Source organism: Streptomyces sp. S.PNR 29, assembly GCF_030386795.1.
Taxonomy (GTDB): domain Bacteria; phylum Actinomycetota; class Actinomycetes; order Streptomycetales; family Streptomycetaceae; genus Streptomyces.
On record NZ_JANUQM010000001.1, the window covers coordinates 839,485 to 858,294 of the forward strand.

Genomic DNA, 18,810 nt, shown 5'->3' on the forward strand with positions numbered 1-18,810 from the left:
CACCCGTTCTACGCGTTCGCAGGAGCCCCACTCTCCAACCTCAAGCTTGCTTGAGGTCAAGTGCGTCACGGCCGAGCGCGAGCGAAACGGCGGCCAGGGCACTGTTGAAGGACACCTCCGACAGCACGCCGGGCGCCGCGACCTGATCACCGATCAGATACACCCCGTCACCGCGGTCGACAGCGGGCCGGTCACGCCAGCTCGTACCGGGCGGATCGACAGCACCGGTGCGGCCACTCGCGACCGCCTCACGCCGCCAGGTCACACGCTCACGCCACCCCGGGAAACCCAGATCGAGCAACTGCTCGGCGCGTGCCACACCGTCCGCCCTCGACTCGTGCGGCGCGATCGGAATCTGCCCCTGAATCAGCTGCTCACCCGCGGGAGCGAGCGTACGGTCCTGCGCGGTGAACCGCTCCAGCCAGCCCGGCGCATCCAGATCGGACACCACGAAGGCATCACCGCGCCGGGTCCGCACGGCCAGGTCGACAAGAGCGGCACGCCCACTCGGCCAGGTCAGCGAGTCGTCGTCCAGCAGACGGCGGGCCGCGTCGAGGGACGTGGCGACGATGACGGGAGCGCCGGCCGGCAGGGTGTCGACACGGGACAGCGTCTCCACCCGCACGCCCAGATTCCACGCCCGCGCGGCCATCCGGTCGATGACACCACCCCAGCCACCACGCGGATAATGCGCCTCGGGCGGCACCCTCGTGGCCCGACGCAGACGCTCCTGCACGAACGCGGCGGACAACGAACCGGGATCGTGATGGAACAGCGCGACAGCGGCGTAGTGAGCAGCGGCACGAGCACCCTCCGCACCGGCCACATCGGTCGCCCAGCTCATGAAATCGACGTCCACCGGCGCCTGCCTCAGGCCCCGGCGCAGCAGCTTCAGCATCGCGAACGGCGGAGTGCGCCGCAGCTCACCCTTGTACCGGAGCCGCAGCCGGGCCACCTCCAGCGCAGGAAGCGGGGCCAGCGGCCCGATGAGGTCCCGCTGCCTGAGCCAGGCCCAGTGCGGGCCGCCGTTGTAGAGGGCATGCGGGCCCTCGTTCGTCCGGTACGGGCCCTCGGCGGTCCGCGCCCGTCCGCCGAGAGTGTGATGCGCTTCGTGCACGGTGACCTTGGCGCCCGCCTCGGCGGCGGTGATGGCGGCCGTCAGCCCGGCGAAGCCGCCACCGATGACGGTGATGCGTTGCATGACGGGGAATCTCCCTCTCGGTCGGGGTCGCCTTCTGCTCCTGCGTTTCTGCGAGTACGACCGGCGCAGAGCCCCGGAATGTGACATCACGGCGAGGCGAAAGCCGTCGTCGCAGCTCAGGCGGGATGTCAGTGGCGGGGTGCAGCATGAGGACATGGCGAAGAGAGCAGCGGGCGCGACCGGAGTGAAGGCGGCACGAAGGCCGGAAGTCCGGCTGCCCCCTCTCGAACCGTACGGCGCCGCCGATCTGCAACCGGACGGCGACTACGACGGCGTCGACTTCCAGAACACGGACCTCACCGGCCACGACGGCACAGGCGCCCGCTTCATGGACTGCGCACTGAGGGGCTGCGCCCTGGACGAGACCCGACTGCCGCACGCCCGCATCCTCGACTCCGTCCTCACCGGCGTCCGAGGCGTCGGCACCGACCTCGCCGAGTCCACCCTCCGCGACGTCGAACTCCTCGACGCCCGGCTCGGCGGCACCCGACTCCACGGCGCCGCCCTGGAACGCGTCCTGATCCACGGCGGCAAGATCGACTACCTCAACCTCCGCTCCGCCCGCCTCCGAGACGTCGTCTTCGAGAGCTGCACCCTGATCGAGCCCGACTTCGGCGGCGCCCGCCTGGAGCGGGTGCAGTTCCTGGACTGCACCCTGCAGGGGGTCGACTTCAGCGGCGCAACCCTCACGGACGTCGACCTGCGCGGCGCCGCCTCGCTGGAGATCACGCGGGGGGTGGAGCGGCTGGCGGGCGCGGTGATCAGTCCGGGGCAGTTGGTGGAGTTGGCGGGGGTGTTCGCGGCTGCGCTGGGGGTGAGGGTGGAGGCGGTGGAGCAGGCATGAGAAAGCCCAGGACAGAGCTGCTCTGACCTGGGCTTTTGAGCCGCCTGTCGGAATCGAACCGACGACCTACGGGTTACAAATCCGTGGCTCTGCCAACTGAGCTAAGGCGGCATCGCGCACTACAACGCCACACGCGAAGGCGGCACCACTGTACACAGAGCCCGTTTCCTCAAGCCACGAAGTCCTGTACTCGCCCAGTCCCAAAACTGCCCGTAACCATCCGCGCACCAGTTCGTTGATCGATCTGACGTGTGTTCCGAAGATCGGATCGTCGGGAGGGGTTCATGGGTGAGTCGTCAGAGAAGCCGAAGCCGCAAGCGGTGAAGGGCGAGGAGGCCAAGCGCATCAAGCGCGAGGCCCTCGGCATCGGCGACCGCCGCAAGCACCACACGCGCAAGGCGACTCCCCTGAAGGCGCACGCCAAGGAACCCGACACTCACCACCGCCTGTACCGACACCGCGATCACCGACGCCGCTTGGGGCGAGTTGCTGCGGCAGTTGAGGTACAAGTGCGAGTGGTATGGGCGGACGCTGGTGATCGTCGACCGCTTCTTCCCCTCGACCCGGCGCTGCTCGGCCTGTCACTCCAAGGGGCCGAAGATGGACGTCTCGATCCGGGAGTGGACATGCGCCCAGTGCGGAGTTGTCCATGACCGGGATGTGAATGCCGCCGCGAACATCCGGGACGAGGGGATGAGGCTGTACTGGTTGGTCGTAGCCGGACTACCACCGGGGAAGAAGACGCCGACGGTGATCAAGGCATCGGAGCTTGAGGAGTGTTCGCTTGCCGCATGATGCGGCTGATGCGGTACGGACCGACGGGTCGTCGGCCGAAATGCCTGTGGAGTCTGGTGCTCTGCCTTGGAGTCAGTCCACCGCGTACTCGAAGCTGTACGCCACGGACGGCTCCCCCTGCCGAGCGGTGAACCCCCCGCTCCCCCGCAGCCCCGTCAGCTCCCCCGTCCCCGATCCCTCGACCACCTCGAAGGTGCAGTGCACCGTTCCGTCGGCGTCGAAGAAGCCCCGCTCCTCCAGCGCGAAGCTGCCCTCGCGGCCGTCGAGCCGGCCCGTGAGGAGTTCCATGCCGGCGAAGGAGCCGGTCTTCTCGGTGACGTACACGATGGAGTACTCGCAGAAGGTGCCGGCGGCCTCGATGCCTCCGGAGAAGCTGTTGACGACGGAGGCGTGGGCCAGGCGGGGGCTGGTGTCCGCGGGGCCCACGGGGGTTTCCTTCCAGTCGGCGAAGGTGAAGTGGCCGGTGGTCGTGGTCCTCGTGGGCATGGTCGTTCTCCTGTCTCGGCGGTACGGCTCGCTGTCGTGCGGGCACCACCTTGTCGGCCGTACCTGACATCTCCTGTCAGGTATGGCGCCACAATGATCCGCATGCGTGCCGACCGCCTCCTCTCCCTCCTCCTGCTGCTGCAGAACCGCGGCCGGATGACGGCCCCCGAGCTCGCCGCGGAGCTGGAGGTGTCGGTTCGTACCGTCTACCGGGACGTCGAGGCGCTCAGCGCGGCCGGTGTGCCGGTGGTCGCCGATCGGGGGCCCGTGGGCGGTTACCGGCTGCTGGACGGGTACCGGACGCGGCTGACCGGGCTCACCGACGCCGAGGCCGGTTCGCTGTTCCTGGCCGGGGTCCCGGGGGCGGCGCGGGAGCTGGGGCTGGGGGCGGTGCTGGCGACGGCTCAGCTGAAGTTGCAGGCCGCGCTGCCGGACGGGCTGGCCGAGCAGGCGCGGCGGGCTCAGGAGCGGTTCCATCTGGACGCTCCGGCGTGGTTCCGGGACGCCGATCCGGTGCCGTATCTGGAGGCCGTCGCGCGGGCGGTGTGGGAGCAGCGGGTGGTGCGGGCGCACTACCGGCGGTGGGGTGGCGAGGTGCGCCGGGAGGTGCGGCCGTTGGGGCTCGTCCTCAAGGGCGGTATCTGGTACCTGGTGGCGTCGGCGGAGGGTGCGGTGCCCGGGGCCGGGGCCGTGCGGACGTACCGCATCTCCCGGTTCCTGGAGGTGGAGGTGACCGGCGAGCGCTTCGAGCGGCCCGACGGGTTCGATCTCGCCGCCTACTGGGAGGAGTCGTCCCGGCGTCTGGAGGCGGCCGTGCGTCAGGGGACTGCCCGGGTGCGGGTGTCGCCGCGGGCGCAGCGGTTGCTGCCGATGCAGTTCGGTTCGGCGGGGGTGCGGGCGTTGGAGGGGGCCGGGCCGCCGGACGGTGAGGGCTGGGTGGAGGTGGAGTTGGCCGTGGAGTCGGAGGCGGTCGCGGTGTGCGATCTGCTCAGGCTCGGCACGGAGGCGGAGGTGCTGGGTCCGCCGGAGCTGCGGCGGGCCGTCGGGGAGGCCGTGGCCGTGCTGGCGGAGCGGTATGGGTGATCAGGCGTGATTGGGCGCGATCATGCTTGATCGAAAATTTCGGCGAAGTTCACACACCCACAGGTACTGACAGACGAGGTGAACGCCAGGTACCGTCCTGAGCCAGTTCACGCGTGTGGACTACACCACAACGGAATGACCCGTCGTGGCACCACCTTCCTACAACGGATCGTCCGGCACGTTCCTGCCGGTAGAAGGGGGCCCATACCCATGGCCACTGTCTCGTTCGACAAGGCGACCCGGATCTACCCGGGCACCGAGAAGCCCGCCGTGGACGCGCTCGACATCCACATCGAGGACGGCGAGTTCCTCGTTCTGGTCGGCCCGTCCGGCTGCGGCAAGTCCACCTCGCTCCGGATGCTGGCGGGGCTGGAGGACGTGAACGCCGGCGCCATCCGTATCGGCGACCGTGACGTCACGCACCTGCCGCCGAAGGACCGGGACATCGCCATGGTGTTCCAGAACTACGCGCTGTACCCGCACATGACGGTCGCGGACAACATGGGCTTCGCGCTGAAGATCGCCGGCGTCAACAAGGCGGAGATCCGCAAGAAGGTCGAGGAGGCCGCGAAGATCCTCGACCTGACCCAGTACCTGGACCGCAAGCCGAAGGCGCTGTCCGGTGGTCAGCGTCAGCGTGTCGCCATGGGTCGCGCCATCGTGCGTGAGCCGCAGGTGTTCCTCATGGACGAGCCGCTGTCCAACCTGGACGCCAAGCTCCGTGTGTCCACGCGTACGCAGATCGCGTCGCTGCAGCGCCGTCTGGGCATCACCACCGTCTACGTCACCCACGACCAGGTCGAGGCCATGACGATGGGTGACCGCGTGGCGGTCCTCAAGGACGGTCTGCTGCAGCAGATCGACACCCCGCGGAACATGTACGACAAGCCCGCCAACCTGTTCGTGGCCGGCTTCATCGGTTCCCCGGCGATGAACCTGGTCGAGGTGCCGGTCACCGACGGTGGTGTGAAGTTCGGCAAGTCCGTGGTGCCGGTGCAGCGGGACGCGATCGCCGCGACCTCCGACAAGACGGTCACCGTCGGTGTCCGTCCGGAGCACTTCGACGTGGCGGGCGCGGACGCCGACCTGGGTCTGCCCATCACGGTGAACGTGGTCGAGGAACTGGGCGCCGACGCGTACGTCTACGGCACAGCGAAGCTGGGCGACGACTCCAAGGACCTCGTCGTCCGGGTCAGCGGCCGGGACGTCCCGGAGAAGGGCTCCACGCTGCACGTCGTGCCGCGCTCCGGTGAGACGCACGTCTTCTCCACCTCCACGGGTGAGCGTCTCTCCGACTGACGTCACCGTCTGGGAGGATCCCGGGTAATTCGCCCAGGTTGACGAAGAGGGCCCCGCACATGGCTGCGGGGCCCTTCTCGTTGTCGATAAATACCCCGGCAGACCAGACATTTCGAGCGTTGTGCGTCAACCTTCCGCCAACGCGAGACCGGCACTTCATCCCTCGAACCGGTGACTAAATGTCTACAAACAATTACCGGGCGCTACCCTCACACGCGTGAAGCACACCACAACCCAACAGATGCGACGCGGCCGGGGCCCCGCCCGCCGGATCGGCCGCTCCCTCGCCCTCGTCCTGCCCGTCGTCCTGGTGCTTTCCGGGACCCTGGCGGTCACCCGGGTCGACTGGTCCGGGAGTTCCTCGTCGAGTCCGGTGCTCACCGCGGCGGACGCCTCCTCGTCCAAGGCCTCCTCGCGTGCCGCCGCGGCCCGCGCCCCGCACGAAGTGCTGCGCGACAAGCTGCTGACGGAACTGCAGGAGAAGAACCCGGGCGTTGCCCTCACCCACCTCCAGGAGGCCGTGCACGACCGCCCGTCCCTGGCCCGGCACTGCGCGTGGATCGCCCGCGAGCTCGGCCGTGCCGCGGTCCGGGTGTACGGCCCCACGCGCGCCCAGTCGTACGCGCGCCCCGTCTGCGACACCGCCTTCGCCTCGGGGGTCGCGGCCGCGCACAGCTGAACGATGCCGGTGAGACAGAGCTGAGGAGCTGGGAGCCGGGACGCCACGTACAGTTCGGTCATGACCGATCCGAGCGCAGCGTCCCGCCCCGTCCAAGCCGTCGTCCTGGCCGGTGGCCAGGGCACGCGGCTGCGTCCGTACACCGACGACCGGCCCAAGCCGATGGTCGAGATCCCCGGGACGGGGACACCGATCATCGGCCATCAGCTTGCCTGGCTGGCCGAGGAGGGCGTGACGGACGTGGTGATCTCCTGCGGCCACCTCGCCGAGGTGCTGCAGAAGTGGCTGGAGTCGGCTGATCTGCCGGTGTCCGTGACGACGGTCGTCGAGACGGAGCCCCTCGGCCGCGGGGGCGGCCTGAAGTACGCGGCGGCGCATCTGCCGCACCCGGACCGGCCCTGGTATGCCACGAACGGTGATATCTGGACCCGTTTCTCGCTGCGTGACATGGCGGACTTCCACACCGAGCGGGACGCCGTCGCGACGCTCGCCCTGGCCCGTCCGCGCATTCCGTGGGGTGCGGTGAAGACGGACGGCTTCGGCCACATCACCGACTTCATCGAGGCCCCGCCGTCGACGTTCGAGATCAACGCGGGTGTGTATGTCTTCTCCCCCGAGTTCTCCGGTCTGCTCCCGGAGCGGGGTGATCACGAGCGCACCACCTTCCCGCGGCTGGCCCGTCAGCGCCGGCTGGCCGGCTTCCCGATCCCGCAGGGGTCCTACTGGCGCGCGATCGACACGGCGAAGGACCTGACGGAGGCGGCGAAGGAACTGGCGGCGCTGGGACGCCCGTAGGGGCACACGCCGGCCTCATGGGTCACGGGGACATACGTCTACGGGGTCCCGCACATCATCCGTGCGGGACCCCGTTGTCGTACGCGGGCGGGTCGGGGCGTTATCCCAGCAGGCCGCCCACCAGTCCGGGCTGGCCGGAGGAGGACGATCCGCCGCCGCCGTTGCCGCCGGTGGAACCGCCGCCGCCGGAGCCGCCGCCGCCGGAGCCGCCGCCGGAGGTCGGGCCGGAGCTGGTGCTCGGGGCCTGCCCGGCCGGGGAGGACTGCCGGGGCGGGGCTTGTCCCGCGGTGCCCTGGGTCTGGCTGGGCCGGCCGCCGGTGACGGTGCCGGTCTCCCGGGTGGCGCCGGGCGTGGTGGCGCCGGTGGAGGGGGTGGCCGTTCCCGAGGTGGCGCCCTGGGTGGGTGAGGTGGGGGCGGACGGGGTCTTCTTCTGCCGCTTGGCGGGCTCCTGCGGGAGCGGGGAGCCGGGCAGTTCGTTGCGGGGGGCCTCGCCCGGTCCGGGGACGACCACGCGGTCGGCGTCGCGGACGGCGCCGCCGAGCAGGGAGCCGACGAGGAGGGTGAGGCCGGTGACGAGGAACGTGACGAGGGCGCCGCGGCGCAGGACGTACAGGCGCAGGTCCCAGATGTCGGCGCGGGGTCCGAGGCGGCGCCAGGCGCTGCCGGCGAGGCGGCCGTCGACGGAGTAGACGGGGGCGCCGGCGATGATCAGCGGGGACCAGGCGGCGAGGTAGATGATGTCGGGGGTCTGGTAGGCGGGGACGCTCTTCCAGCTGACGGTGACGAGAAGCGCGGCGGAGAGCAGGGCGCCGCCGACGGCGGCGACGCGCTGCCAGCAGCCGAGGACGGTGAGGACGCCCACGATGACCTGGGCGAAGGCGATGGCGAGGCCGGAGCCGACGGGGTGCTGGAGGGCGAACTGGCGCAGTGGCTCGGCGACTTCCCAGGGGTGCAGGGTGTTGAGCCAGGTGACCATGGAGCCGCGTTTGCCGCCGTTGAAGTAGACGGGGTCGCAGAGCTTGCCCATGCCGGCGTAGATGGTGATGCAGCCGAGCAGGACGCGGAGGGGGAGGAGGACGACGCCGAGGTTCATGCGGCGGCCGGGGTAGTAGGCGTGCCGGGCCGGGTCGTCGCCGTGGCGCTTGACCTGCTGCTCGGTGGTGTCCGCGTCCTGGGTGAGCGGGGTGTCGTCGAAGTCCTGGCCGCTGTGGGCGGGTTCGTCGTAGGCGCTGCCCACGGTGCGCATACGGGGCAGCAGCCGGGCTCCTTCGGGGAGCGGCATGCGCTGGGCGCCCACGACCGGTGTGGGGAGGGTCTGGGCGGCGAGGTCGTCATCGTAGCCGTCGTGGGCCGGGCTGCCGGGGGTGGCGTCGACGCGGGGGATGACCTGGGTGGCTCCGGCGTCGGCGGCGGGCCGGTCGTGGCCGGCGGCTCCGCTGCGTACGGCCTGGAGCAGCCGGTGGGCGCCGGTGTCGTCGGGGTCGGACCTGCCGCTCCAGACGACGGGCCGGCGGCGGGCGCCCGCGGTCGTGCCCGCCCTGACGGCGGTGCCGGCGAGGGGCATGCGGGCGGTGGCCTCGGTGGCGCTCAAGTGCCGTGCGACGCGCGGGGATTGGACGCGCCGTGCGGACGCGCCCAGCTGCACGCGGAAGCTCGCGTGATTGACGATGACCTGCGCCGGATCGCTCGGCACCTTCACCATGCTCAGCGCGGGAGCGTCGTCGTATCCCGACGAGCGGTCCCCCGTGGGTGTGCGGGGTGTTCTGGTGTCCACACTCATCTAACCGAGTGACGTGTCGTTAGGACACTGCCGTGACCGGCCCGATCTGTCCGGACCCCGTCAAGCTTGTCCTGGACGCCAGGATTACCCCGAGTGGGTGACGATGCCGAACGGTCGTTCAGCGCCGCCTGCGCCAGCCCCCCTGCCGATGCCGCGAGGCGTCAGCTCCGCCGCCGGGCCGCCTCGTACAGCACGATGCCCGCCGCGACACCGGCGTTGAGCGACTCGGCGCCGCCCGGCATGGGGATGCGTACCCGGAAGTCGCAGGTCTCGCCGACCAGCCGGGACAGTCCCTTGCCCTCGCTGCCGACGACGATGACGACGGGGCCCTCCAGGGCGTCCAGCGCTCCGAGTTCGGCGTCCCCGTCGGCCGCGAGACCGACGACCACGACGCCGGCCTTCTTGTAGGCCTCCAGGGCGCGCGTGAGGTTGGTGGCGCGGGCGACGGGCGTACGGGCGGCCGTGCCGGCGGACGTCTTCCAGGCGCCGGCGGTCATGCCGGCCGCGCGCCGCTCGGGCACGACGACGCCGTGGCCGCCGAAGGCGGAGACGGACCGGACGACGGCACCGAGGTTGCGCGGGTCGGTCACCCCGTCGAGGGCGACGATCAGCGGGTCCTCGCCCTCGTCGGCTGCGGCGTCGAGGAGGTCCTCGGGGTGGGCGTACTCGTAGGGCGGGACCTGGAGGACGAGGCCCTGGTGGTTGAGGCCGTTGGTCATGCGGTCCAGCTCGGGGCGCGGGGCCTCCATGAGGTTGATGCCGCCGCGCTCGGCCGCGAGCTGGAGCGCCTCACGCACCCGCTCGTCGTTGTCGATGAACTGCTGGACGTAGAGCGTGGAGGCGGGCACGCCCTCGCGCAGCGCCTCGACGACGGGGTTGCGGCCGACGACCAGCTCGGAAGTGGACCTGCCACCGCCGCGCCTGCCCTGCGTGCGCCCCTGGGCGCGGCGGGACTTCGCCTGGGCGGCACGCTGCTTGGCGTGTCCCTTGCGCATCTCGGCGGGGGGCGTGGGCCCCTTGCCCTCCAGGCCCCGGCGCCGCTTGCCGCCGCTGCCGACCTGCGCGCCCTTCTTGCCGGACATGCGGCGGTTGTTCGCGGCCATGAGTTACCTGTCTCCGCTCTCTTACGGGAGTGTGCGTACGTACGTCTTATGCAGTGTGCCGCCCGGAGGGCCGGGCGGCACAATCGATCACGGGCCGAGGGCCTCAGCGCGGGCCGAGGCTCCAGCGCGGTCCCTGCGGGCTGTCCTCGATGACCAGGCCGGACTGGCCGAGCTGGTCGCGGATGGCGTCGGCGGTGGGCCAGTCCTTGCGGGCGCGGGCGGCCTCGCGCTGGTCGAGGACCATGCGGACCAGGGAGTCGACGACGCCGTGCAGGTCCTCGCCCCGGTCGCCCTCGCCGGCCCAGTGCTCGTCCAGCGGGTCCAGGCCGAGGACGCCGAGCATGGCGCGGACCTCGGCGAGGCGGGCGACGGCGGCCTCCTTGTCGTCGGCGGCCAGCGCGCTGTTGCCCTGCCGGACGGTGGTGTGCACGACGGCGAGGGCCTGGGGCACGCCCAGGTCGTCGTCCATGGCCTCGGCGAAGGCGGGCGGCACCTCGGCGGCGGGCTCCACCTTCCCGGCCTTCTCCACGACTCGCTGCACGAAGCCCTCGATGCGCGCGAACGCCGACTCGGCCTCGCGCAGCGACTCCTCGCTGTACTCGATGGTGGAGCGGTAGTGCGGGGTGCCGAGGTAGTAGCGCAGCACGATGGGCCGCCACTGCCTGACCATCTCGGACACGAGGACCGAGTTGCCGAGCGACTTGGACATCTTCTCGCCGCTCATGGTGACCCAGGCGTTGTGCACCCAGTACTGGGCGAAGTCGTCGCCGAACGCCTTGGCCTGGGCGATCTCGTTCTCGTGGTGCGGGAAGATCAGGTCGAGTCCGCCGCCGTGGATGTCGAAGGCGCCGCCGAGGTACTTGTGCGCCATGGCGGAGCACTCCAGGTGCCAGCCGGGACGGCCGCGGCCCCAGGGCGTCTCCCAGTCGGGCTCGCCGGGCTTGGCGGCCTTCCACATGGCGAAGTCGCGCGGGTCCCGCTTGCCGGTGATGCCCTCCTCGGCGGGCTGCCGCATCTCGTCCAGGTCCTGCCGGGACAGCTCCAGGTACGAGGGCCAGGACCGTACGTCGAAGTAGACGCTGCCGTCGGCCTCGTAGGCGTGTCCGCGCTCGATGAGGCCGCGCATCATCTCGACCATCTCGGTGACGTGGCCGGTGGCGCGCGGCTCATACGTCGGCGGCAGGCAGCCGAGGGCGGTGTAGGCGTCGTCGAACGCCCGCTCGTTCTCGTAACCGATGGCCCACCAGGGGCGGTTCTGGTCCGCGGCCTTCCGGATGATCTTGTCGTCGATGTCGGTGACGTTGCGGATGAACGTGACGTCGTAGCCGCGGTGGGTGAACCAGCGGCGCATGATGTCGAAGTTCAGTCCTGACCGGATGTGCCCGATGTGCGGTGCGGCCTGCACGGTGGCGCCACACAGGTAGATCGAGACGCAACCCGGCTTGAGCGGGGTGAAGTCACGGATCTGCCGGGCGCTGGTGTCGTACAGGCGAATAGTCACGCATACAGGGTAGTGGGCCGACGGGTGTGCATCCGACGATTGGTACGCAAGTTTGCACGGGCGCGCCGGGCGGCGGGCCGGGTGTGTCAGCCCGCCCGCACCACGAGCGCCGTGGCCACCGCCATCAGTCCCTCCTCCCGGCCGGGGAAGCCGAGGCCGTCCGTCGTGGCGCCGGAGACCGACACCGGCGCTCCCGCCGCCTCCGACAGGACCTTCTGGGCCTCGTCCCGGCGCTTGCCGATCTTCGGGCGGGGGCCGACGACCTGGACCGCGATGTTGCCGATGCGGAACCCGGCCTCGCGGACGATGCGTGCGGCCTCGGTCAGGAGCGTGAGGCCCGAGGCACCCGACCACTCGGGGCGTCCGGTGCCGAAGTGCTGTCCCAGGTCGCCGAGGCCGGCCGCGGAGAACAGCGCGTTGCAGGCGGCGTGTGCGACGACGTCCGCGTCGGAGTGCCCGGCCAGGCCCGGTCCCTCGCCCTCCCACTTCAGGCCCGCGCACCACAGCTCGCGGCCCTCCTCGAAGGCGTGGATGTCGGTGCCGATACCGACCTGGGGAAGCGGCATCTCGTCAGAAGCCATCGTTGAGCCTCCTGCGGGCCAGGACCGCCTCGGCGAGGACCAGGTCCAGGGGGCGGGTGACCTTGAAGGCCTCCTCGTGGCCGGGCACGGCCACCACCTTCAGGCCGAGCTGCTCGACCATGCTCGCGTCGTCGGTGACGTTGTCGGTCACCGTCTCGTGGGCGTGGAGCAGGGTGGCCCGGTCGAAGCCCTGGGGCGTCTGGACCGCGCGCAGCCGGGAGCGGTCCGGCGTGGCGACGACGGGTTCCGGCTCGCCCGGGGCGCCGGCCGGTTCGACCTGCTTGACCGTGTCCGCCAGGGGCAGTGCCGGTACGACGGCGGGCGCGCCCTCACGGACGGCCTCGATCACGGCGTCCACGGTGTCCACCGGCACCAGCGGACGGGCCGCGTCGTGAACCAGGACGATGTCGTAGTCGGACGGCAGTGCGTCGAGGCCGAGCTTCACGGACTCCTGCCGCGTCTCACCGCCGGGGACCACGACGAAGTCGGTCCGCTCCGGCAGCGCGTGCGTGTCGAGGAGGCTCCTGACCTCGGCGGCGCCCTCCGGCGGGGCCACGACGACGACCAGGGAGACCGCCCGTGAGGCGGCCATCGCGCGGACCGCGTGGACGAGCATGGGTGTGCCGCCCAGCGTCCGGAGCGCTTTGGGGGCGCCGGGGCCGAGGCGTACGCCACGGCCGGCGGCCGGAATCACAGCGGCGGTCCGGGCACTCGTACGGGCCCCCGCGGGCGAAGGTCGCGAATCGTCAGACATCGGTTCCTGTCAGGTTTGTGTGCTCGGCCCAGGTGGGTATGGCCACATCGTGCTGGGCGCGACGCCTTGACCGGCCCCTTCCGTGACACCGGTCGAGCGAACTGCCCGGGTCCGGCACGCACAGTATCGGGGAGCCTTCCCTGGCCTTCCCGAGTGGGACGCAGGCGCTTGCGAGGACGAACATGCCGCAGCGCCCGGCGACAGAGATACGTCATCGGGCACCGCGGCATTTCACTGTGCTGAAACTGGCTGACCTGAGCGGGCTGTGCCGCGCGTCAGGAGGCGAGAACCTCGTCGAGCAGGGCCTCGGCCTTGTCCTCGTTGGTGTTCTCCGCGAGGGCGAGCTCGCTCACCAGGATCTGGCGGGCCTTGGCGAGCATCCGCTTCTCACCGGCGGACAGTCCGCGCTCGCGCTCGCGACGCCACAGGTCACACACGACTTCCGCGACCTTGATGACATCGCCGGAGGCGAGCTTCTCCAGATTTGCCTTGTAACGACGCGACCAGTTCGTGGGCTCCTCGGCGTACGGCGCGCGCAGCACCTCGAAGACCCGGTCCAGCCCGTCCTGACCGACCACATCACGCACGCCGACGAACTCCGCATTGTCCGCTGGCACACGTACCGTCAGGTCACCCTGGGCGACCTTCAGCACCAAGTAGGTCTTGTCCACGCCTTTGATCTGGCGAGTTTCGATGGCCTCGATCAGCGCGGCCCCGTGATGGGGATAGACCACGGTGTCGCCAACCTTGAACGTCATGTGACAGGTACCCCTTCCGTGGCTATCCAGGGTAACACGGAAACTGCGGGTTCTGAATGGCGTTTTCGCAGGTCAGGGCATATCTCGGGGCTTGACAACTGCGACAGGAACGTGCTTCGCCCAGGGAGTGGAAGAAGGTATTCGCAGGTCGGAGCGGCTGTCCGGGGCGAGCGAAACGCGTACGTTACACACATCCGGAGGCCCCTCCAAGTGGCCGAACATCCCCATATGTCCGGTTCCAGGTGATCGACTTCCGCTACTCCGTTCGGTGGCCGGAGCGGGGATCCGGACGAATCCGGAATTGATCAAACGGTGACCTGGGCGATCGGCCGGTGATCAATTCCCGGCCCGCGCGTGCATTCCTTCACGGAAAATTTGCGAGGCCGTGAGGGGGGTATGCGGGGTCCTCTTATGTGAATGTCGCGCGTGCCTGTGCGGCTGGAGTGACTGAAGTGACTTGAGTGACTCCTGAGTCACTCGACGGGCTGGAAGGAGGGTCGGGTGCGGCAGTCCGGGGACGGCTCGGTAACCTAAGGCCGCCGACTGACACCCAGGGTGGCTTCGCAGGCCGCCTCGCTCGACGAGTCAAGGAGTTGCCGCCGCCGTGAGCAGCAGCCTTCGACGCGGCGCCCGCGCCGCCGCCGCCATCGCGTTCTCGATCCTCCCGCTCGCCGCGTGCGGCGCCGGGCACAACGCCCAGACGCTGGAGATCAAGCCGGACAACGCGGCGACGACCGTCGGCGACATCAAGGTCCAGAACGCAGTCGTCATCACGCAGCCCGATCTGGAGTCGACGGGCCCGGCCGCGATCTCCGCCACCCTCTTCAACAGCGGCCGCACCGCGCAGACGCTGGACTCGGTCACCGTGGAGGGCAAGTCCGCCGAGCTCAAGCCCGCCAAGGGCAAGAGCCTGAGCATCCCGGCCGGGGGCTCCCTCGTCATCGGCGGCGAGAACAACGCCTCCGCCGTCCTCGCCAGCGGCCGCGAGGCCGTCCAGGACGGCAACGTGCAGAAGGTCACCTTCACCTTCAGCAAGACCGGTGACGTGACTCTGCAGGCGTTCGTCGTCCCGGCCGAGCACTACTTCTCCTCCTGGGGCCCGACCGAGGTCCCGGCCGCGCCCGGCGCGTCGGCGACCCCGAGCGGCACGCCGTCCAAGAACGCGTCGGCCTCCCCCGGCGAGTCCCCGGCCTCCCCGACCGACGAGGCCTCCACGAGCGCGACGCCGACCGAGTCGTCCTCGGAGGACGCGGCGGCCGGCCACTGAGCCCCGTACGACTGCACACATGACATAGGGCGGGCCCCCTCCTGGGAGGGGGCCCGCCCTATGTCATGCCTGTGTGTCACGCAGTCGCGGCTCACGGCTCGAACTTGTAGCCCAGCCCCCGCACCGTCACCAGGTACCGCGGCGCGCCCGGGTCCGGCTCGATCTTGGCGCGCAGGCGCTTGACGTGGACGTCCAGGGTCTTGGTGTCACCCACGTAGTCGGCGCCCCACACGCGGTCGATGAGCTGCATACGGGTCAGCACGCGGCCGGCGTTGCGCAGCAGCATCTCCAGCAGGTCGAACTCCTTCAGCGGGAGGTCCACCTTGGTGCCGCCGACGGTGACCACGTGCCGGTCGACGTCCATGCGGACCGGACCGGCCTCCAGGGCGGCGGGGGTCACCTCCTCCGGCTCGCCGCGGCGGCGCAGCACGGCCCGGATGCGGGCGACCAGCTCACGCGAGGAGAACGGCTTGGTGACGTAGTCGTCGGCGCCTATCTCCAGGCCGACGACCTTGTCGATCTCGCTGTCCTTGGCGGTCACCATGATCACGGGGACGTTGGAGCGGCCGCGCAGTTGACGGCACACCTCGGTGCCCGGCAGGCCGGGCAGCATCAGGTCGAGGAGGACGAGGTCGGCGCCGTTGCGCTCGAACTCGTCGAGTCCGTCGGGCCCGGTGGTCGCGACGGCGACCTCGAAGCCCTCCTTGCGGAGCATGTACGACAGGGCGTCGGAGAAGGACTCCTCGTCCTCGACGACGAGCACACGGGTCACGGAAGGACCTCCGGAGCGGGAAGCGTTTCGTACGGGGATGAGTGGGGGGATGAGGACGCGGACCGCTCGGCCTCTCCGTCTTCTTCGTCGTCGAATCCGGTGCGGTCGGACCGCTGCTGGGCGCGGTCGCGGGCCACGCCCGCCTCCGGCAGCCGCAGGGTGAAGGTGGAGCCCTGGCCTTCGGCGCTCCACACCGTGACCTCCCCGCCGTGCGAGGCGGCCACGTGCTTGACGATCGCCAGCCCCAGGCCCGTGCCCCCGGTGGCGCGGGAGCGGGCCGGGTCGACGCGGTAGAAGCGCTCGAAGATGCGCTCCTTGTCCTTGTCGGAGATGCCGATGCCCTGATCGGTGACGGCTATCTCGATCAGGTCGCCGCCGGGTGCGTTGACCCTGCGGGCCGCTATGCCGACGCGGGTGCGGGCGGGCGAGTAGTTGACGGCGTTCTCGACGAGGTTGCCGAGGGCGGCGGCGAGCTGGCCGCGGTTGCCCCACACGAGCAGGTCCGCGGTTCCGCCGGCGGCCATCGTGATCTGCTTGGTGCCCGCCTGGTGCCGGCAGCGGTCGATGGCCTCGGTGACCAGTTCGTCGACCCGGATCGGCTCGGCGTCCTCAAGCGGGTCGTCGTTCTGGACCCTCGACAGGTCGATGAGCTCCTGCACGAGGTTGGTCAGCCGGGTGGCCTCGATCTGCATCCGTCCGGCGAAGCGCTCCACGGCCTCCGGGTCGTCGGAGGCGTCCATGACGGCCTCGGACAGCAGGGACAGCGCGCCGACGGGGGTCTTCAGCTCATGGCTGACGTTCGCGACGAAGTCGCGTCGTACCGCCTCGATACGGCGGGCCTCGGTGAGGTCCTCGACCAGCAGCAGCACCAGCCGGGAGCCGAGCGGCGCCACGCGCGCGGAGACGGCGAGGGCCTCGCCGCGTCCGGTCCCCCGCCTCGGGAGGTCCAGCTCGACCTGGCGTATCTCCCCGTCCCGCCGGGTGTCCCGGGCCATCTGCAGCATGGGCTCCACGGCGAGCTTGCCGCCGCGGACCAGTCCGAGGGCGTACGCGGCGGAACTGGCCTTGACGACCCCGTCGGCCTCGTCGAGCACGACGGCCGAGGAACGCAGCACCGACAGGACGGTGTCCACGCCGGGCGGGAGCACCGGGTCGGTGTGCAGGGAGGTGCGAGTAGGGCGTTTCTGTTCGCGCTCGCTCCAGCGGAACGCCAGCATGGCGATGACGCCGGTGAGCACCCCGGCGATCGCTGCCGCTGCGGCGACCGCCGCGTTCACGTCCATGCATCCAGGTTAGGCATGGGATACGGTCCGGCCACAGCCGTCGGAGGGCGAGCTCGAACACTCGTCGCCCAGAGTTCACCTTGGAGCCAGTAATGGTTCATTTGGGGTGCCGGAAACGGTCGCGTAGGGGCCGGAACGTGGAAACGTGGGGGGTGCGGCTCACACGGCCGGGTCCGGCGCCCGGGCCCCCCGAACGACACGTACGAGAGGAACCCTGATGCGGGACGCGTACCACGAGGAACTGGACTCGATCGGCGACGGTCTGGTGGATATGGCCCGGTTGGTCGGCTCGGCGATCGGGCGCGCCACGACCGCCATCCTCGACTCCGATCTGAAGCTGGCCGAGAGCGTGATCGAGGCCGACCAGAAGGTCGACGAGCTGCAGCACGACCTGGAGGCGAAGGCCATAGCCCTGCTGGCGCGGCAGCAGCCGGTGGCGACGGACCTGCGCATCGTCGTCACCTCGCTGCGGATGTCCGCCGACCTGGAGCGCTCGGGCGACCTCGCCCAGCACGTGGCGAAGCTCGCCCGGCTGCGCTACCCGAACCGTGCGGTCCCGGGCGACCTGCACGCGACGATCCTGGAGATGGGCCAGCTCGCGCAGCGGCTGATGGCGAAGGCCGCCGAGGTGATCATCACCAAGGACGTCGACCTGGCGCTGCAGCTGGAGCAGGACGACGACGCGATGGACCTCCTGCACCGCACTCTCTTCCAGCACCTGATGGACGACCGCTGGAAGCACGGCATCGAGACGGCCGTCGACGTGACCCTGCTCGGCCGCTACTACGAGCGGTACGCCGACCATGCCGTCGCGGTGGCCAAGCGGGTGGTGTACCTGGTGACGGGCGAGCACGCGGACGACCTCCAGACGGATGTCCAGCCGGTTCCGCAGGTGGAGGGGGCCTGAGCCGGGGCTGCCGCCGAGCCCGACCAGGCGCGAGGGGGTCTGTGCGAGGCGTGCGTGAGCCACTGTGCGCCGTTGATGCGACCGGCAGGGCGGGCGTGCAATGGGCACAGGCACCCAGCCTTGAGGAGGGACCATGGCCGAATCCCCCGGCACGACGCCCGGCACGACGCCCGACCCCACGCGGGAACGCGGGACCGAGCAGCCCGCCGAGATCAGGAACCTGACGCTCATAGCCGCGTGCGGCTGCGGTTCGGGCTGCGGGTGCGGGTGCCAGTCGGGAAACCCCTGCCAGTGCGGCTGACGGCGTACGCCGCCGCCGATCTCGTACGACGTGAAGGGCCCCGGTGACCGATCGCCGGGGCCCTCCCTCATGTCCTGAGGGTCGGGGTCCGGGCCGGCCAGGCGCCGACGGGGGTCGCCCTGACTCCCGTACGGGCGCAGCATGGAAAGGGAGGGCAGGCAAGCGCACGGAAGGAGGTGCGAGGCCATGGCCAGGTTCATGGATGTTCACCACGGGTTCCAGGGCATCACGGAGGAACAACTGGAACAGGCGCACAAGGCCGACCTCGCCGTGGAGGCGGATGAGGGCGTCCACTTCGAGAGGGCGTGGGCGGATCCGGACTCCGGCATCGTCTACTGCCTCTCCGAGGCCCCGTCGGCCGACGCGGTGCAGCGCGTCCACGAACGCGCGGGGCACCGGGCGGACGAGGTGCATCCGGTGCCGCTGTCCATCTGACGTCGGCACGGGAGGCCCCCAACAGCCCCCTGTTCGCAAAGATCCATGGGAAGGATCCGCAGGCAGGGGGCATTGTTTCGGTCCCCCGGCCTTCCTCGTGCTCCTCATACCTCTTACGGGGCTTCGCCGAACTCGCGCATCGCAGTACCCAGCCGTGATGGCTGTGGGTGAGCTGATGCCCTACCG

Annotated in this window: 21 protein-coding genes and 1 tRNA gene; 10 read left to right on the forward strand and 12 right to left on the reverse strand. The window is 70.5% G+C overall.

Features of this window, described 5'->3' with window-relative positions; translation table 11 throughout:
• Nucleotides 1-40: 40 nt before the first annotated feature.
• Nucleotides 41-1,357 carry an NAD(P)-binding protein gene (locus NW895_RS04060; RefSeq protein WP_354670066.1) on the reverse strand — a complete coding sequence of 439 codons (1,317 nt, stop codon included), beginning with the start codon at nt 1,355-1,357 and terminating at the stop codon, nt 41-43.
• Here NW895_RS04060 and NW895_RS04065 point away from each other — a divergent pair.
• The gene (locus NW895_RS04065; RefSeq protein ID WP_289933733.1) at nt 1,356-2,045 is read left to right on the forward strand and encodes a pentapeptide repeat-containing protein; all 690 of its coding nucleotides are present in this window, start codon (nt 1,356-1,358) and stop codon (nt 2,043-2,045) included. The two genes, NW895_RS04060 and NW895_RS04065, sit on opposite strands and share 2 nt — an antisense overlap.
• Before the next feature lie 38 nt (nt 2,046-2,083).
• Here the strand turns inward: NW895_RS04065 and NW895_RS04070 are convergent.
• Together NW895_RS04070 and NW895_RS04075 are read right to left on the reverse strand one after the other, a co-directional pair.
• Nucleotides 2,084-2,156 (reverse strand) — tRNA-Thr (locus tag NW895_RS04070).
• Nucleotides 2,157-2,341: 185 nt separating this feature from the next.
• Nucleotides 2,342-2,554 (reverse strand): hypothetical protein, encoded by a 213-nt coding sequence (locus NW895_RS04075; protein WP_289933734.1) that lies wholly within the window; start codon nt 2,552-2,554, stop codon nt 2,342-2,344.
• Between the two features lie 25 nt (nt 2,555-2,579).
• On the opposite strand from NW895_RS04075, the gene NW895_RS04080 reads away from it, so the two are divergent.
• A complete protein-coding gene (locus NW895_RS04080) occupies nt 2,580-2,840 on the forward strand; it encodes a zinc ribbon domain-containing protein (protein ID WP_354670067.1) in 261 nt (86 codons plus the stop codon).
• Nucleotides 2,841-2,912: 72 nt separating this feature from the next.
• Here the strand turns inward: NW895_RS04080 and NW895_RS04085 are convergent, their stop codons facing one another.
• Nucleotides 2,913-3,326: a DUF3224 domain-containing protein gene (locus NW895_RS04085; protein ID WP_289933735.1), complete on the reverse strand. Its 414-nt coding sequence runs from the start codon at nt 3,324-3,326 to the stop codon at nt 2,913-2,915.
• 102 nt (nt 3,327-3,428) lie between these two features.
• Between NW895_RS04085 and NW895_RS04090 the strand changes: the two genes are divergently transcribed.
• From NW895_RS04090 to NW895_RS04105, 4 genes are all read left to right on the forward strand, one after another.
• Nucleotides 3,429-4,409, forward strand: a complete 981-nt coding sequence (locus NW895_RS04090) for a WYL domain-containing protein (RefSeq protein WP_289933736.1) — start codon at nt 3,429-3,431, stop codon at nt 4,407-4,409.
• A 210-nt stretch (nt 4,410-4,619) separates the two neighbouring features.
• Nucleotides 4,620-5,708: a sn-glycerol-3-phosphate ABC transporter ATP-binding protein UgpC gene (gene ugpC, locus NW895_RS04095; RefSeq protein WP_289933737.1), complete on the forward strand. Its 1,089-nt coding sequence runs from the start codon at nt 4,620-4,622 to the stop codon at nt 5,706-5,708.
• A 217-nt stretch (nt 5,709-5,925) separates the two neighbouring features.
• The gene (locus tag NW895_RS04100; RefSeq protein ID WP_289933738.1) at nt 5,926-6,387 is read left to right on the forward strand and encodes a hypothetical protein; all 462 of its coding nucleotides are present in this window, start codon (nt 5,926-5,928) and stop codon (nt 6,385-6,387) included.
• A 60-nt stretch (nt 6,388-6,447) separates the two neighbouring features.
• Nucleotides 6,448-7,182 (forward strand): nucleotidyltransferase family protein, encoded by a 735-nt coding sequence (locus NW895_RS04105; protein ID WP_289933739.1) that lies wholly within the window; start codon nt 6,448-6,450, stop codon nt 7,180-7,182.
• A 100-nt stretch (nt 7,183-7,282) separates the two neighbouring features.
• Here NW895_RS04105 and NW895_RS04110 read toward each other — a convergent pair whose 3' ends face one another.
• From NW895_RS04110 to NW895_RS04135, 6 genes are all read right to left on the reverse strand, one after another.
• Nucleotides 7,283-8,962: a DoxX family membrane protein gene (locus tag NW895_RS04110; RefSeq protein ID WP_289933740.1), complete on the reverse strand. Its 1,680-nt coding sequence runs from the start codon at nt 8,960-8,962 to the stop codon at nt 7,283-7,285.
• A 161-nt stretch (nt 8,963-9,123) separates the two neighbouring features.
• The gene (gene rlmB, locus NW895_RS04115; RefSeq protein ID WP_289933741.1) at nt 9,124-10,065 is read right to left on the reverse strand and encodes a 23S rRNA (guanosine(2251)-2'-O)-methyltransferase RlmB; all 942 of its coding nucleotides are present in this window, start codon (nt 10,063-10,065) and stop codon (nt 9,124-9,126) included.
• Between the two features lie 103 nt (nt 10,066-10,168).
• Nucleotides 10,169-11,566, reverse strand: a complete 1,398-nt coding sequence (gene cysS / locus NW895_RS04120) for a cysteine--tRNA ligase (RefSeq protein WP_289933742.1) — start codon at nt 11,564-11,566, stop codon at nt 10,169-10,171.
• Nucleotides 11,567-11,652: 86 nt separating this feature from the next.
• Nucleotides 11,653-12,147 carry a 2-C-methyl-D-erythritol 2,4-cyclodiphosphate synthase gene (gene ispF, locus NW895_RS04125; RefSeq protein ID WP_289933743.1) on the reverse strand — a complete coding sequence of 165 codons (495 nt, stop codon included), beginning with the start codon at nt 12,145-12,147 and terminating at the stop codon, nt 11,653-11,655.
• Nucleotides 12,137-12,901 (reverse strand): 2-C-methyl-D-erythritol 4-phosphate cytidylyltransferase, encoded by a 765-nt coding sequence (gene ispD / locus NW895_RS04130; RefSeq protein WP_289933744.1) that lies wholly within the window; start codon nt 12,899-12,901, stop codon nt 12,137-12,139. The genes ispF and ispD overlap by 11 nt, the downstream gene beginning before the upstream one ends.
• Nucleotides 12,902-13,176: 275 nt before the next feature.
• On the reverse strand, nt 13,177-13,659 hold the full coding sequence (locus tag NW895_RS04135; RefSeq protein WP_289933745.1) for a CarD family transcriptional regulator: 483 nt from the start codon (nt 13,657-13,659) through the stop codon (nt 13,177-13,179).
• Nucleotides 13,660-14,263: 604 nt separating this feature from the next.
• On the opposite strand from NW895_RS04135, the gene NW895_RS04140 reads away from it, so the two are divergent.
• Nucleotides 14,264-14,926 (forward strand): DUF461 domain-containing protein, encoded by a 663-nt coding sequence (locus tag NW895_RS04140; RefSeq protein WP_289933746.1) that lies wholly within the window; start codon nt 14,264-14,266, stop codon nt 14,924-14,926.
• A gap of 91 nt (nt 14,927-15,017) precedes the next feature.
• On the opposite strand, the gene NW895_RS04145 is transcribed toward NW895_RS04140, so the two are convergent.
• Complete coding sequence (locus tag NW895_RS04145) at nt 15,018-15,698, reverse strand: response regulator transcription factor (protein WP_004929857.1); 681 nt, start codon at nt 15,696-15,698, stop codon at nt 15,018-15,020.
• Nucleotides 15,695-16,981: an ATP-binding protein gene (locus NW895_RS04150; RefSeq protein ID WP_289933747.1), complete on the reverse strand. Its 1,287-nt coding sequence runs from the start codon at nt 16,979-16,981 to the stop codon at nt 15,695-15,697. Before NW895_RS04150 ends, NW895_RS04145 begins: the two co-directional genes overlap by 4 nt.
• Nucleotides 16,982-17,198: 217 nt before the next feature.
• On the opposite strand from NW895_RS04150, the gene phoU reads away from it, so the two are divergent.
• The 3 genes from phoU (at nt 17,199) to NW895_RS04165 (ending at nt 18,624) form a co-directional block, all read left to right on the forward strand.
• Nucleotides 17,199-17,888, forward strand: coding sequence for a phosphate signaling complex protein PhoU (gene phoU / locus NW895_RS04155; RefSeq protein WP_289933748.1), 690 nt, complete (start codon nt 17,199-17,201; stop codon nt 17,886-17,888).
• Between the two features lie 133 nt (nt 17,889-18,021).
• Nucleotides 18,022-18,189 (forward strand): hypothetical protein, encoded by a 168-nt coding sequence (locus NW895_RS04160; protein ID WP_289933749.1) that lies wholly within the window; start codon nt 18,022-18,024, stop codon nt 18,187-18,189.
• 186 nt (nt 18,190-18,375) lie between these two features.
• A complete protein-coding gene (locus NW895_RS04165) occupies nt 18,376-18,624 on the forward strand; it encodes an SCO4226 family nickel-binding protein (RefSeq protein WP_289933750.1) in 249 nt (82 codons plus the stop codon).
• Nucleotides 18,625-18,810 lie beyond the last annotated feature (186 nt).